Origin of the sequence: Mucilaginibacter gossypii (genome assembly GCF_900100945.1) — a bacterium.
GTDB classification, from domain to species: Bacteria; Bacteroidota; Bacteroidia; order Sphingobacteriales; family Sphingobacteriaceae; genus Mucilaginibacter; species Mucilaginibacter gossypii.
This window is the reverse complement of record NZ_FNCG01000013.1, coordinates 61,929-76,297: the sequence shown is the minus strand read 5'-3', so window position 1 is coordinate 76,297 and position 14,369 is coordinate 61,929. Positions and strand designations below refer to the sequence as shown.

Genomic DNA, 14,369 nt, shown 5'->3' with positions numbered 1-14,369 from the left:
GATATTAAACAAAAACCGTAACTTACTGGCAGGCAATATCAACCAATACTAACAAACCAGTTTATTGCCCAAATCAATTTATAAACTAACATTCAGATTAGGTTGCAGCCATGAAACACAAGTTGTTTCTGTTTATGCTATTTTTATTGCTGACCTGTTTAAATGCAGAGGCCTCGGTATTTACCGTTACGAGTAATGCCGATGCAGGAACGGGCACACTGCGCGAGGCCCTTACTAAGGCAGCCGCCAATGGCACAATTCAGCAGGATGTTATTAATTTTAACCTGCCGGGCAGCGTGACCATCACACTTTTTACGCAGCTCCCCGAGGTTACCTCTAATTTAATTATCGACGGCAGCACACAGCCAACACCCAAACTCGGCAGGAGTGACGCCAGGGTTTATATCATACCCGATGTTAGCTATACTTTTCCGGGTACTAAAGCAGCAGCCCTGTTGATGACCGAAGTTACCAATGTGGAAATATATGGCTTATGCATAAAAGGTTACAGCAGCAAACTCACAAACTTTAACGGCAACCTGCTTTTCACCGCTATATCCGCTTACGATTGTACCAATATTACCATAGGCGCACCGGATAAAGGAAATGTTTTTTGCGATAACATCTACGGTGTGTATTGCGGCACCAACTCACTAACCGACTCAAAGAATAATGATAATATCAATATCCAATCAAATTTTATTGGTTATGATGAATCGGGAACAAATGTTGTTGAATTAGGGTATGCACTTGATATAACCGCCGATAACTCATTAGTGGGTGGCCCTACCTCAAAAGAAAGAAACTATTTTGCTACCGCGATAGCCCTGAACGGAATTGATAATAAGTTTATCAATAACTCGCTTTCACTTGATGTGAACGGGCAGGACAACCGCGTAAACGGGGCATCCATACTTGTACGGTTTCAGGGAAGCAATACGCAGGTAGCCGACAATGATTTTTGTTCTACACAATTTCAGTTTATATCTGTAAACAGCTTCACTTTTATGCGTAATAAGCAAAGCAGTATACCGGGTAATTCGGGTATGTACTTATTTAAATGCAATAATGCTTTTATTGGCGATGATAATGATAACGATATCAATATCTTTAGTAATGACGGCGGCGCTTTCTATGCGGTCGAATCAAACAATATTACTATAGCCAAAAACAGTATTTCCTGCAATACAACACCATACCTGATATCAAGTGGCACAGCCATTCCCAACATTAATATAGTTGTAAACAGTGCCGCCGAATTTTCAGGAACGGCATCGCCGGGAGCTGCTATTTACATTTATAATGACAATACAGATTGCTCTGTTTGTAACCCGGTACAATACCTGGTTACGGTTGTTGCAGACGCAGCGGGTAATTGGAAGTTTACTGGCGATTTTCACAATAAAAAGCTGGTGGCAAATGCTACACTTAACAATAGCTCATCTGAATTTACCCAACCGGTCATTTCGACGTCGGCCGCCGATTATGTGAAGGTTAATCCTACTTGTTTTAAAAACAACGGATCAATCACCCTGCAAAACTTAAAGAACGTTATCGGGGTTGACTGGTATAATGACCAGGATCAATTAGTACAATCCGGTGGCCCTAAACTGGAGAGTGTTGGCGTTGGCACCTATTACGCCAAATGCTATAACGGAAATTGTTTTGCCAAATCTATCCCCATAACCTTAACCAGTTCAAATCCCGGCATTGATGATTCAGGGCTTCAAAAAGTGAATGCTTCCTGCGATGCAGCAAATGGCAGCATCAGTAATTTAAAGCTTATCAATACAAACGGCGGTACACCACCATTAAGGTGGACAAATGAAGCCGGAGATGTAATACGCAACACACTGGATATCGACGGGCTTCCCGGCGGAACATATACACTAACCATCGATCCGGACGGTTGCGCTGTGCCCTATCACATTACCCTGCTTAACCAGGAGCTTGTTATCGATCCGCCTGTGATAAGCAGCTTTCAATTGTGCGGTCCTGGCGAAACCGTTATACCTGTTAGCAATCCGGTAACAACGTCAACCTACAGGCTTTATGATAGTGAAACCAGTACTACTCCACTTGATGAGGAACCCAATGGCAAATTTAAAGTAAACGTTACCGCCAACCGGAGTTATTATATAAGCCGTTTTAGCAACGCTTGTGAAAGCACCCGCACAAAGGTTGATGTAAGTGTAGGCCTTTCAAACCTTAATATTGCCAATGTAATTACCCCCAATAATGATGGTATCAATGATTACTGGCAGATAGCAGGAATGGAAAACTATCCATCGGCCACCGTAAAAATATTTAACCGTTATGGCAAAAATATTTTTAACTCCATAGGATACAGCCACCCGTTTAACGGCACCTATAATGGCAAACCATTACCTACGGGCAGCTATTATTATATCATTAACCTCAGCTCGGGCTGTGGCTTATTATCGGGCAGTTTAAGCATTATCCGTTAGCGATAATTGCCTCAAGTACATTTGGATAGTGTTTTCCAAACCATAATACAAGGCATCGCTTACCAGGGCGTGCCCAATGCTTACCTCAAGCAGGCCGGGTATATTTTCTGCAAAATATTTCAGGTTATGTAAATCCAGATCGTGACCGGCGTTAAGACCCAGACCAGCCTGCTGAGCCGCTTTTGCTGCCTCGATATAAGGAGCAATAGCAAGTTCTTTCCCCTGCGGAAAATGAGTAGCATAGCCTTCGGTATAAAGTTCTACACGGTCGGTACCGGTTTTGGCTGCGCCCTCAACCATTGCAGGTATTGGATCAACAAAAATAGATACACGGATCCCGGCTTCTTTAAATACCGCTATCATATCTTTTAAATAATGATAATTGGTGATGGTATCCCAGCCATGATTAGAGGTGATCTGCCCTAAAACATCAGGTACCAGGGTAACCTGCTCGGGTTTATTGGCAAGCACCAGGTCGATAAATTTTTGTTCCTGGCAATTGCCTTCAATATTAAATTCTGTAGTAACAATTTTCTTAAGCTCAAACACATCGTTATAACGAATGTGGCGCTCATCGGGCCGGGGGTGCACCGTTATTCCCTGCGCGCCAAAACGTTCACAGTCTTTAGCAACCTGGATCAGGTCGGGATTATTGCCCCCCCGCGAATTACGAAGGGTGGCTATTTTGTTGATGTTGACAGATAGACGGGTCATACTTCAAAGTTATAGATCATTTAGATAAATTGGCGGATATATTTAACTTTAAACCATGAAGCCTAAACAATTTATCACCGAGCTGATCGTATTGATAATACTGTATTTATTTATTGCATTTGGTATACGCTTTTTGCTGGGTATTTTTTGGGGAAATTCAAGTTTCGACATAGCGCTGCATGACACCTATTTCACACTTCCATTCAACTGGATAGATTTTACTTTATTTCCGTTTCTATTGCTTACAGCTATCGTTTATTTGATCCGGTCATTAACCAGTCGTTTTAAAAAGCAACACATAAATATCATCCTGATAATAAGCAATTTGTCTTTAATACTTTCAACTTTTAATATTTACAAAACAGTTCTGTTTTTTGAACAGCATACAACTCATGCGGGGGATGGATGGACAGTTTATCCTCCCCTTTCTGCGCTTGACCGACAACAACCGGGGCCACTGCCTTCAGAACGCCTGCTTTTCGATCATTATGTACTGACTTTTATTATCATTTTTATGCTGATATTAGTTGTCAGTACCTTTGTTGCCGGCAAAAACTGGGATGCAAAACCTCATGAACAAAACATTCACTAATTTAATATTCGCGCTATTTTGCACTTCTACCATTTTTATTGAGCAAACATCAGCGCAAACCGTTTACCGCAAAATCGGGAACTACAAGGTTTACTATGGCTGGGCGCATAATTATCCGCAAGACTGGATGATCCTTCGCCGCTTTGATAATGAAGGGCGCAATTACCTGTTGATGGTGAACCCGCAAACCCTCGAAACCAAAATAAACGAAAGCAGCTTTTATCAGATCAAACCCATGACGATGGAGCAGGCGCGTGAGTTTTTTAAAAGTACACCTTATCAAAAGGCGCTCAGTAAAGCCGAAAAACAATCTGTCAACATCCAGGACGCAGGCATCGAAAGCGGAATCCCCAAACAAACCGGCATCAGCCTTACCGCCGACCTTTGCCCATCGCACCGCCCGTTGGATAAACGCATCTTCACCGACATTTTCACCGAATTTAAAAAAGTAGAGCGCCCTGTACCAATAGCGCTTTCCATAACCGGCATCTGGATGCGCCAGCACCCGCAGGACCTGGCCTGGCTAAAACAAATGCAGGCTAACCGTGAGATCTACATCACCTGGATCAATCATTCCTTCAATCACCGGGTTAGCCTGAAAGCTCCGCTTAAAGAAAACTTTTTACTTGAACCAGGAACAGATATTAGTTATGAAGTACTGGAAACAGAACAGGCCATGCTGCGTAATGGGCTATTACCATCTGTATTTTTCCGCTTCCCGGGCCTGGTATCTGATCAGCAACTGGTATACCGAATTACCGGTTTCGGCTTGATCCCGGTTGGTACCGATGCATGGCTGGCTAAAGGCCAACAACCCCAAAATGGCAGTATTGTGCTCATACACGGAAACGGCAATGAACCTGTAGGCGTTAACGATTTCATTAAACTACTGCAGTCAAAAACACGATCAATTGCCGGTAAGCAATGGTTACTGTATGATTTACGCGAAAGTGTGGATGAAGAGTTTAGTGAAACGCCGTGAGGAAAAGCCGGCCGTGCACAGTGGCAATTAGCAGTGCAAATGCGCAGACTTACGAAGTTTAGTTTTTAAGTTTTTTGAGTATGACCTAAAATAAAAGCCCCATAGCACTCGCTGCATGGGGCTTTAAACCTAAACCTTATCACAAATCCGGGTTTGGATACCCGTAATTGAATTGTAAATATAAACATGATTTTAATAATTTCATGGGCTTTGTTACAATTTAATTCTTTTGCACCATATAACATCCATTTATATAAATCTCATATTTTTTTCACCTTAATTTAACAGTATATTCAGAATGGTGTCTGCATCGTTTTATCCGGGTGCTAAAAACAGATGTCTCATGACTTTCTCTCAAGACTTTACGCTACGAGAAGCAGCAATGCCTTTTAATTATTTACTCATTCAACATAAACTTCTCAACTCCGTGTGCTGGTTGCCATTTATCTCCAGGTTCAAAATAATGCCAAAGCAGGGCCGATACTTTTTTGATCAGCAATCCAGCCTCATTGTCGGGTGTCCAACTGGTATCTTTGTTATGATTAGTAATGATCGAAAACACATAATCTCCATGCGGGGCATTCACCAGCACGGTTTCTGACCTTGATTCATCAACCGCTCCCTGTTTGGAAATGGTATGTATATAAGGCGGAATTTGCGACAACGCGTGCTCATCCCAGTAAATGCGGCCCATGTTACGGTACATCCGCTCGCTGGCTGCCGGGCTTACCGCCTTACCTTCGCGTATCATGGCAAACAGGCGGCACATTTCGCGGGGGGTGCTTACTCCCCAACCATAGATCTTGCGGATAGCTTCCCTGCCCGGCACACGTGAATTTACCCGCATTACCTTAAAGTCATTTTGATTGAGCCAGTTGTTGATATATTCGCCGCCCACCAGCTTTTGCAGCCACAAACTTGCGGTGTTATCGCTCATGGTGATCATGAGCATAGCCACTTTACTCAATTGTACAGTGTCTTTATCTTTGAACGAGCCCAGCAAATCTTCACCTGCATAAAGCAATGAATCTCGGTAAACTAATTTTTGATTATACTTCAGCTCACCTTTTTCTATCTTATCCATCACCCCGCATTGAATGCTCACTTTGATCATGCTGGCCGTAGGGAATAAGGTATCGGCATTGATTTCGGCTGTTTTACCGGTTTTTAGGTTATGTACATAAATGCCAACCTGGCCCTGAAAATCTTTGACAGCTTCATTCAATTTAGCGGTGAGTTTACTGTCGGTTTGTGCAAATGCCGGTGCTGCTAACAATGTCAACAACAGTAAGGTAAGTTTATGTTTCATGTGATGGCAATTTAAAAAATGAAAATACAAATTTTAATATAACAGGCAATCACTCGTTTATATTTGCTAAAACATCCGTTAGCCCATGAACCATTTTGTTGATATTACCAACCGCAAAGTGCTGTACCGCTTAATGCTCAACCTGCGGCCCGAAGCAGCGCCACTTTGGGGCAAAATGAAACCGCAGCAAATGATCGAGCACCTTATTGACCAGGTTCAGTATACCAACGGTGTAAAAATACCAGCCTGGGATGGCCCGGATGACAATACAGCTGCACGTAAACACGCCGCCGTTTATACCGATGCAGAAATACCCCGTAATATTTTTTTGGAAGAATTGGCTGATACCTTAATCTACCCCAATTTGGAAACAGCTATTAATCAGCTCATGAAAGAACTTGACACTTTCGACAGGTATTTCAATACCCCCGATGTTAAAGTGATCCACGGTGCTTTTGGCCCTATGGATTATTACGAGTGGACCATATGGCACGGAAAGCATTTTACACATCATTTGAAGCAGTTTGGCGTGATAGACTGATAGTAAATCGGCATCAAATATTAACTTTGTTGCTCTTCAGAAATTTAAAAGAAGAAAGGACGTCATTGCGAGGTACGAAGCAATCCCAAACTATACAGAGGGGCTTGCACTGCCGACCTGCACATCGGGGATTGCTTCATACCTCGCAATGACGGCCCGCAAAATCATTTATGAAATTCCTTCGCTGGCTTTTAATCCCGTTTTCGCTGATCTATGCCCTGGTTACGGCTATTCGCAACTGGTGTTATGACCGGGGAATTTTCAAAAGCACTGGTTTTGACATGCCGCTGATCGTAGTCGGCAACCTGGATGTTGGCGGTGCCGGCAAAAGCCCTATGACCGAATATCTGATCAGGCTGTTGAAGGGTAATTATAAAATTGCCACGCTTAGCCGGGGCTACGGTCGTATTACCAAAGGTTTTTTGCTGGCATCTGGCGAAAGTAAAGCCTCGGATATCGGTGACGAACCTGCGCAGTTCAAACATAAATTCCCGGATCTTGATGTTGCCGTTTGCGAAAAGCGGGTTGATGGCGTTGAGCAGTTAAAAGACGATCATGATGTTATTATTTTAGATGATGCCTACCAGCACCGTGCGCTTGAACCGGGCATGAGCATTTTGCTTTTTGATTACAGCCGTGTTAACGAACCCCATTTTCTGCTCCCGGCGGGTAACCTGCGCGAGCCATTCGGCGGGCGCAAAAGGGCGGATGTCATCATCATCAGTAAATGTCCGGCTTCGCTTACCGATCTGGAACAAGGCCGCGTGATTAAACGGATCAAACCGTATCCGCACCAGTCGCTATTTTTTACCACCATAAACTATCTGCCGGCCCAAACTCTCTATGGCGCCCCGGTTACAAATGCCATCGACGATCAAACCACGGTTTTCCTGCTTACGGGAATAGCTAATCCAAAACCGTTATTGTCGCATCTGAAAAAGCAAACACCCCTGGTTGTTCATCATAATTATCCCGACCATCACAGTTTTAGCTTAAAAAATATCAGTAAACTTGCCGATGAATTTTCGGCCTGTGCATCACAAAAAAAAGTGATCATCACAACAGAAAAGGATGCACAGCGTTTAGGGGAACAGGACCTGCTTGCGATGGTTAAAAAACTGCCCATTTTGGTGCTGCCCATAGGCATTAGTTTTTTAAATAACGGGCAACAACAATTTGACGAATTAGTACAAACATATGTTAGACAATATTGAAGGCACCGCCCGGTACATCAAAAACCGGATAGGCGATTTTGAACCCGAAGTGGGTATAATTTTAGGTACCGGCCTTGGCGGCCTAGTAAAAGAAATTGAAGTTGAAAAACAACTCATGTATTCCAACATTCCTGATTTCCCTATCTCAACATTGGAGTTCCACTCGGGGAAGCTGATTTTTGGTACCCTTGCAGGCGTTAAAGTTGTGGCCATGCAGGGCCGTTTGCATTATTACGAAGGCTACAATATGCAGCAGATCACCTTCCCGGTTAGGGTGATGAAATACCTGGGCATTAAAACGCTATATGTTTCAAACGCCAGCGGCTCGCTTAACCCCGATTTTAAAAAGGGCGACCTGATGATCATTGAAGATCATATTAACCTGCAGCCTCAAAACCCGCTGGTTGGCCGCAATTATGAAGAGCTTGGCCCGCGGTTCCCTGATATGAGCGAACCTTACCGTCATGATATGATCGAAAAGGGTTTAGCCATCGCTCAAAAAAATAACATCACCTGCCATAAAGGGGTATACGTAGCCGTAACCGGCCCTAACCTGGAAACCCGTGCCGAATACAAATACCTGCGTATCATTGGCGGCGATGCAGTTGGCATGAGCACCGTGCCCGAGGTTATTGTTGCTAACCACATGGGGATCCCGACGTTTGCTATTTCGGTATTAACAGATGAAGGCTTCCCGGAAGTGCTTAAGCCCATAACATTGGAAGAGATTATTGCTATTGCGCAGGAAGCCGAACCCAAAATGACCCTGATACTTAAAGAACTGATAGCCGGTAATTAATGCGCCAAAAGCTCAAATATATTTTTTTATTGCTGATGTGCTTATCGGTACAAGCCGCTTTTGCGCAGTATGGTACCCGTACAAATCCGCGTAACCTGCCTACCCGTGATACTGCACGCCGACAGGAAAAACAGCTGACCGACGACCAACTGCTGGACAGTTTAAGACGAAAAGAAGAAAACAAAAAGGATTCGGTAGTTTTTAGCTCCAAATTTATCCGCGTTACCAACGAGCGTTTGCTGAATGATAGTACGCAGCTGTTTCCGATTGATACCGGTATCACCAACTTTGAGATCTATAGTCCGCTTATTGATCCACGCAGTCCCCGTATTCATTTGGGTAATATTGGTTTGTCACAACGGCCTTTGCTTTTTGAACCCAGCAGAACCATAGGCTTTGACCTGGGCTTGCATGCGCTTGATATTTACGCATTAAAGCCCCAGGATATCAATTACTATAACACACGCGTACCCTACACCAAGCTTACCTTGTACAACGCCTTTGGTGGTTCGGCCATTCAACTGTTCAATATCATCCATACCCAAAATATAAAGCCTAACTGGAACATTGGTTTTAACCTTAATTTCAACGGATCAAGAGGTTTCTACAATTTTAACAACGTGCTTGGCCAAAACGTGAGCGATTTGAATGCTTCTATTTTTACCTGGTACGAATCAAAAAGCAAACGATATAACCTGTTGGCCAACCTTTTGTTTAACAACCTTAAAGCCCCCGAAACGGGCAGCATTCTCAACGATTCGGTGTTTACGAGTACCAATGTAAATAACGCCTTTTCAAAAGACAGGGCAGCGGTACGTTTACCGTATAGTTATGAAAACTGGAACGATAAGGGCCTTTACATTAAACAGTTTTATTATTTAGGCCGGATAGATAGTTTGAATAAGGGGAAAGACAATTCAAAGATCCTCCCTACCCAACGTGTATCGCATACCCTTCATGTATCAAACAGCAGGTACCTGTATAAGCAAAGCGGTGTTGATACCTATAATGTGTTCCCCGATTATTATTACAGCAATAACCGGTCAAGGGATTCAACAGTCGTCACGCATATTCAAAATGAGTTTTTGTATAGCTTTTATCTGCGAAGTAAATCGGTAAAATTTGTAAAGAACGAGCTTAAGCTTGACTTAGGGCTTGTACACGATTTTTATTCGTATAACCAATATGTTAGCGATACCACCCTAAACGAGTATGGTGTAAAATACGTTCACCAGGACAAGGTACAGCACAACACTTTCCAGGATATTACGCTGAAAGCCAAACTGGGTTATCGCTTTAGCGACCGCATTGCGCTCGACGCCGATTTCAGGCAGATTGCCCAGGGCCGTGATTTTGGTAATTACTTATATGATGCCAAACTTACCCTGGCAGGCGGCAAAAAAACCGGCAAGATCGTTTTAGAAGCCTATTCACAAAACAGCTCGCCGCCGCTGGTTTATAATAACTGGATCTCTAATCATTATATTTTTCATAATGATTTCAGTAATCAAAAAACAACCAGCGCTTCGTTCAACTACATTAACAATGCCCTGCAAATTGATTTAAAAGCCGAATACTTTTTGATCAGCAATTACCTGTATTTTACAGCCCAGGATGGCGGTACCGATGCGCGCCCGGCTCAGCTTAACAACTCTATCAACCTGTTAAAAGTAAGTTTGGGTAAAAACTTCACTTACCGGAGCCTGCACTTTGATAATTACGTGGTATACCAAAAAACCGATTATCAAAACACGCTTCGTACCCCGGAAGTATATGCTTACAGCAGCTTATATGTTAACAGGGTTTTGCTTAATGTACTGCATGCCAGTATGGGTATAAATGGAAGGTATAATACAGAATATGTTGCCCCTTCATACGCCCCGGGATTGGGCCAGTTTTATAACGGCGCAAACGTAACGTTTTCATCCTATCCGATATTTGGTGTATTTTTCAAAGCAACCCTGCAGCGTACCAACCTGTTTGTTGCTTATGATTACATCAACCAGCGGGCCTGGAGTAAAGGCTATTACACAGTTAACCGTTACCCACAACAGGATGCCATCCTGAAGTTCGGCGTTTCATGGACGTTTTATAATTAATAAAGATCCTCATTTTCTGGCGCAAGTCTTGTGTGGCTGGCATGGGGGTGGATGACTTGTGCCTTCTGGAACTAATAATATCAATGTGCTACTTCAACTTCCCCCAAAATGCCGCCCTTTTCTTCCTTTTCTGGCGCAAGTCTTGTGTGGCTGGCATGAGGGTAGATGACTTGTGCCTTCTGCAAGCTGTGTCTCCCATTTCTGGCGCAAGTCTTGTGTGGCTGACATGAGGGTGGATGACTTGTGCCTTTGGGCTTTAGACAGCAAGACATATTGTCGAAGCACAAAGTCTCCAACTACGCATCTCCGGGGGCTCAAGACTTGCGCTAAAACTCAAAAAAAATCTAAATTAATATGCTACCTCAACTTCCAACAAAACCCCTCCTTTTTCTTCATAATTAGCGGCGCTACTATAAACATATGCTGAAGGTTCGTTAACCCATCCTGCTTTAACATTTTCTGGCGCAAGTCTTGTGTGGCTGGCATGAGGGTGGATGACTTGTGCCTTCTGGAACTAATAATATCAATGTGCTACTTCAACTTCCCCCAAAATGCCGCCCTTTTCTTCATAATTAGCGGCGCTACTATAAACATATGCTGAAGGTTCGTTAACCCATCCTGCTTTAACAGGGTTTTGGTGAATATAATTCAACTTTTGATCAAACATATTTGAGTGTGGTTCAATTTCAATCGGATGATTTTGTTGTTGCCATAACTGATAGTGGGTATTATTTGTATTTGCTTTTCCTGTGTCAGCAAAGAGTTTAAGCATCCAGAGTTTTCGGCTTTCTGCCGGGTTTTCTATAATTTCCCTGATGATTTTAACAGATGAAAACTTTTTCATATCCCGCATAATGGCCGATAGACTTTGATCCCCTTTTTTGCCTATGACCAAATGAACATGATTGCTCATAATAACAAACCCATAAATAATTAAACCCTTTTCCTTTATACAATAACGAAAACTATCAAGTAAGATATCACGATAAATGTTTCTTGTAAAAACATCGGCCCAATGAACAACGGCGAAAGTCACGAAGTATATCCCCTCCGGATTGGCGAATTTATATTTAGTACTCACGCACTGAAAATAGTTAAATACAATTATAAAAGTATAAAGAAAGCACAAGTGAGCACCCCCTCCAGCCAACCACACAACACTTGCGCTAAAACGGGCATTTACAGCCATAGTTGTAGAGTCTGATGCAAAAGATTTCTCTTTCGCCACACTACTCAGTCCGCCCCTGCTCTATCGAAATGACATTTTTTTTAAAGATGTGAAGAGATCGACAGGCTTATCCCTTCAACTCCTCACTAAAAGTTAACCGGTTACCAAACGGATCATGAACAGTCATCATGATAGCCTTGTCATTCCATTCGGGTACTTCCAAACCTGGGCGGTTATATTTGTATTTTTTTGCGATGAGGTGGGCGTGGTAATCCCTTAGCTCACTAAAGTCATCGATCGCTATATGGCTGCCCGGGCTCGCATCGCCATGATGTTCGGAGAGGTAAAGCACTAAATCGCGCAGGGAAATTTGGATGTATACCGGTACACCTTCGGGTTTGTGCTCCCAATCGGTTTTAAAGCCAAGCCAGTTGATATAAAATTCAATGGCTTTGTCATAATCAAAAATTCGGAGGATAGGTTTGGTTATTGACATAGGTAATTAGTTGTTAAACAAATTTAACGGAAAATGCCACCGTTTTATACAGCGAAACCGCTTGTTTTCAATTAGCCGCCTTTAAATGTTAATAGATGTTAAATATGCCTTGTGCAGCACCTGAAATTAGGGTTCCATACAACAGATACCGTACTTTCGTCGGCACATTTTGCCCCATCGTCTATTACATTGAGTGCGGGTTTAAAATGAGGCTACCTTAGCATGATATGTTTAAACGGATAAAGCCGGCGCTGATTATCGAAATTTGTATCCACCTGTTATTTTGGGCGTTGATCATTTTTACGCCCATCATTTCCAGGCCGGATATGCGCGGCTTTCCGCAGCCTGCTTTTTCATCGGGGCACATTATCAGTTTCAACCTGGTGCTTGCCGCCGAATTTTACCTGAATGCGTTTTTCCTTATTCCCAGGATCTTAAAAAATAATATCTGGCTTTACTTTTTTGCCTTGCTTGCCTCCTTTGTGGTGTTCAATGTAATACTAATGGAAGTACGACATTATTTCCCTGTGCCTCATTTTCCCTGGATGGGGCATCATCGTCGCCCTCCGGGGCCGTTCCTGGTTATTTTCCCCTTATTATCTGTCACCGCCGGCAGCTTTGCTTATCACTACCTGGCCGATCAGTTTAAAGCCATCAATAAAAAAAAGGACATTGATAATGCTTCGCTGATCTCTGAACTGGCATTTTTACGTTCGCAGATCAGTCCGCATTTTATTTTCAATGTGATTAACAGTGCGGTGGCGCTTTCACGTTTAAACCCTTCGGCAGTTGAGCCTACACTCATCCAGCTTTCTAAATTACTCCGTTATATGCTTTATGTAACCGATGCCGAAAAAGTTATGCTGTGCCAAAAAGAAGACTACCTCCGCAGCTATATCGAGCTGCAACAACTCCGTTTTCGCGACCAGGTAAAGATCAGCTTTAGCTCCGATATTAAAGCTCCTGAAAAAAGTATTGAACCCATGCTGCTGATCCCCTTTGTAGAAAATGCCTTTAAGCATGGCACGGGCGATATTGATGCGCCGGCTATAACCATCACACTTTTTACCGACGAAAAGAACCTGCGTTTCAGCGTACAAAACGTGTACAACCCAACCGAATACAGTAAGGATAACGCCTCGGGTATTGGTCTGGCTAATGTTAAACGCCGGCTTGAGCTGTTATACCCCGGCAAACACAATCTATATATCAACAAAAACGAGCAGGCTTATATAGTTATGCTGCAACTGGAACTTAAATGATGCGATGTTTAATAATTGACGATGAGCCGCTTGCGCTCGACTTGCTGGAAGACAACCTGAAGCATGTAAATACCATACAGGTAGTGGCGCGTTGCCGCAACGCGGGCGAGGCTATCATAGCCATGCAAAAGGAGCAGATAGACCTTATTTTCAGTGATATATACATGCCCGGCATCAATGGTTTACAACTCATCAGGAGCTTGACACAGAAGCCCATGGTGATATTTGTAACCGCTTATGAAAAATTTGCGGTTGAAGGTTTTGAACTTGATGTGGTTGACTACCTGGTTAAGCCTGTACCCTTAGACCGCTTTTTGAAGGCCTGCCACAAAGCGCTCGACTTATATGAGCTTCGCCGCAGTTATGTGCCGCAGCCAACCACAAAAAACTATTTCTTTTTGCATGCTGATTATAACCTCGTTAAGATCAGTTTTGATCAGGTTGAATACATTGAAGGGCTTAAAGATTATATAAAAGTTCACCTCATCAATCAGCAAAAACCGGTATTGTCCCGCATCAGCCTCAAAGCAATTGAACTACAATTACCGCCCGACCAGTTTTTCCGGGTACATAAATCATACCTCGTTAACCTCGATCACGTATCCCAAATGCGCCGTGCCCGTATCAAACTCATCAACACCGAGATACCATTAAGTGATGGATATCGTGATGTGATAAACAGGATGATAGGGAAGGTGTAGGCTTCACAAAATATGTCATTGAGC

General features: G+C 43.1%; 13 protein-coding genes. 9 read left to right on the top strand and 4 right to left on the bottom strand.

From position 1 onward, the window contains the following. The first annotated feature begins 110 nt into the window (after positions 1-110). Positions 111-2,468, top strand: a complete 2,358-nt coding sequence (locus tag BLS28_RS21270) for a T9SS type B sorting domain-containing protein (RefSeq protein ID WP_091172125.1) — start codon at positions 111-113, stop codon at positions 2,466-2,468. Here the strand turns inward: BLS28_RS21270 and BLS28_RS21265 are convergent. Then, a complete protein-coding gene (locus BLS28_RS21265) occupies positions 2,451-3,182 on the bottom strand; it encodes a pyridoxine 5'-phosphate synthase (protein WP_091172124.1) in 732 nt (243 codons plus the stop codon). The genes BLS28_RS21270 and BLS28_RS21265 overlap by 18 nt on opposite strands. Positions 3,183-3,237: 55 nt before the next feature. On the opposite strand from BLS28_RS21265, the gene BLS28_RS21260 reads away from it, so the two are divergent. Both BLS28_RS21260 and BLS28_RS21255 read left to right on the top strand, forming a co-directional pair. Further along, complete coding sequence (locus tag BLS28_RS21260) at positions 3,238-3,774, top strand: hypothetical protein (protein WP_091172122.1); 537 nt, start codon at positions 3,238-3,240, stop codon at positions 3,772-3,774. After that, positions 3,755-4,756 carry a polysaccharide deacetylase family protein gene (locus BLS28_RS21255; RefSeq protein ID WP_091172120.1) on the top strand — a complete coding sequence of 334 codons (1,002 nt, stop codon included), beginning with the start codon at positions 3,755-3,757 and terminating at the stop codon, positions 4,754-4,756. The genes BLS28_RS21260 and BLS28_RS21255 overlap by 20 nt, the downstream gene beginning before the upstream one ends. A gap of 397 nt (positions 4,757-5,153) precedes the next feature. Here BLS28_RS21255 and BLS28_RS21245 read toward each other — a convergent pair whose 3' ends face one another. Further along, the gene (locus BLS28_RS21245; protein ID WP_091172116.1) at positions 5,154-6,065 is read right to left on the bottom strand and encodes a serine hydrolase; all 912 of its coding nucleotides are present in this window, start codon (positions 6,063-6,065) and stop codon (positions 5,154-5,156) included. 85 nt (positions 6,066-6,150) lie between these two features. On the opposite strand from BLS28_RS21245, the gene BLS28_RS21240 reads away from it, so the two are divergent. The 4 genes from BLS28_RS21240 to BLS28_RS21225 all read left to right on the top strand — a co-directional run bounded on the left by BLS28_RS21240 (position 6,151) and on the right by BLS28_RS21225 (position 10,718). Beyond that, positions 6,151-6,606 (top strand): hypothetical protein, encoded by a 456-nt coding sequence (locus tag BLS28_RS21240; RefSeq protein ID WP_091172114.1) that lies wholly within the window; start codon positions 6,151-6,153, stop codon positions 6,604-6,606. A gap of 170 nt (positions 6,607-6,776) precedes the next feature. Beyond that, positions 6,777-7,820 (top strand): tetraacyldisaccharide 4'-kinase, encoded by a 1,044-nt coding sequence (gene lpxK, locus BLS28_RS21235; RefSeq protein WP_091172112.1) that lies wholly within the window; start codon positions 6,777-6,779, stop codon positions 7,818-7,820. Further along, positions 7,804-8,619, top strand: coding sequence for a purine-nucleoside phosphorylase (locus BLS28_RS21230; protein ID WP_090534201.1), 816 nt, complete (start codon positions 7,804-7,806; stop codon positions 8,617-8,619). The genes lpxK and BLS28_RS21230 overlap by 17 nt, the downstream gene beginning before the upstream one ends. Continuing rightward, positions 8,619-10,718: a putative porin gene (locus BLS28_RS21225; protein WP_256337501.1), complete on the top strand. Its 2,100-nt coding sequence runs from the start codon at positions 8,619-8,621 to the stop codon at positions 10,716-10,718. Before BLS28_RS21230 ends, BLS28_RS21225 begins: the two co-directional genes overlap by 1 nt. A gap of 523 nt (positions 10,719-11,241) precedes the next feature. On the opposite strand, the gene BLS28_RS21220 is transcribed toward BLS28_RS21225, so the two are convergent. Together BLS28_RS21220 and BLS28_RS21215 are read right to left on the bottom strand one after the other, a co-directional pair. Beyond that, positions 11,242-11,907 (bottom strand): REP-associated tyrosine transposase, encoded by a 666-nt coding sequence (locus BLS28_RS21220; protein WP_218134490.1) that lies wholly within the window; start codon positions 11,905-11,907, stop codon positions 11,242-11,244. A 106-nt stretch (positions 11,908-12,013) separates the two neighbouring features. Next, positions 12,014-12,382 (bottom strand): glyoxalase superfamily protein, encoded by a 369-nt coding sequence (locus BLS28_RS21215; protein WP_091172111.1) that lies wholly within the window; start codon positions 12,380-12,382, stop codon positions 12,014-12,016. A gap of 227 nt (positions 12,383-12,609) precedes the next feature. Between BLS28_RS21215 and BLS28_RS21210 the strand changes: the two genes are divergently transcribed. Both BLS28_RS21210 and BLS28_RS21205 read left to right on the top strand, forming a co-directional pair. Then, positions 12,610-13,644, top strand: a complete 1,035-nt coding sequence (locus BLS28_RS21210; RefSeq protein ID WP_091172108.1) for a sensor histidine kinase — start codon at positions 12,610-12,612, stop codon at positions 13,642-13,644. After that, on the top strand, positions 13,644-14,345 hold the full coding sequence (locus tag BLS28_RS21205) for a LytR/AlgR family response regulator transcription factor (protein WP_090534205.1): 702 nt from the start codon (positions 13,644-13,646) through the stop codon (positions 14,343-14,345). Before BLS28_RS21210 ends, BLS28_RS21205 begins: the two co-directional genes overlap by 1 nt. The last annotated feature ends 24 nt before the right edge of the window (positions 14,346-14,369 follow it).

Bases quoted from the DNA above. Each gene is read 5' to 3' on its own strand.
- BLS28_RS21270 (WP_091172125.1), top strand. From the start codon at position 111: ATGAAACACAAGTTGTTTCTGTTTATGCTATTTTTATTGCTGACCTGT.
- BLS28_RS21265 (WP_091172124.1), bottom strand. From the start codon at position 3,182: ATGACCCGTCTATCTGTCAACATCAACAAAATAGCCACCCTTCGTAAT.
- BLS28_RS21260 (WP_091172122.1), top strand. From the start codon at position 3,238: ATGAAGCCTAAACAATTTATCACCGAGCTGATCGTATTGATAATACTG.
- BLS28_RS21255 (WP_091172120.1), top strand. From the start codon at position 3,755: ATGAACAAAACATTCACTAATTTAATATTCGCGCTATTTTGCACTTCT.
- BLS28_RS21245 (WP_091172116.1), bottom strand. From the start codon at position 6,065: ATGAAACATAAACTTACCTTACTGTTGTTGACATTGTTAGCAGCACCG.
- BLS28_RS21240 (WP_091172114.1), top strand. From the start codon at position 6,151: ATGAACCATTTTGTTGATATTACCAACCGCAAAGTGCTGTACCGCTTA.
- lpxK (WP_091172112.1), top strand. From the start codon at position 6,777: ATGAAATTCCTTCGCTGGCTTTTAATCCCGTTTTCGCTGATCTATGCC.
- BLS28_RS21230 (WP_090534201.1), top strand. From the start codon at position 7,804: ATGTTAGACAATATTGAAGGCACCGCCCGGTACATCAAAAACCGGATA.
- BLS28_RS21225 (WP_256337501.1), top strand. From the start codon at position 8,619: ATGCGCCAAAAGCTCAAATATATTTTTTTATTGCTGATGTGCTTATCG.
- BLS28_RS21220 (WP_218134490.1), bottom strand. From the start codon at position 11,907: ATGGCTGTAAATGCCCGTTTTAGCGCAAGTGTTGTGTGGTTGGCTGGA.
- BLS28_RS21215 (WP_091172111.1), bottom strand. From the start codon at position 12,382: ATGTCAATAACCAAACCTATCCTCCGAATTTTTGATTATGACAAAGCC.
- BLS28_RS21210 (WP_091172108.1), top strand. From the start codon at position 12,610: ATGTTTAAACGGATAAAGCCGGCGCTGATTATCGAAATTTGTATCCAC.
- BLS28_RS21205 (WP_090534205.1), top strand. From the start codon at position 13,644: ATGCGATGTTTAATAATTGACGATGAGCCGCTTGCGCTCGACTTGCTG.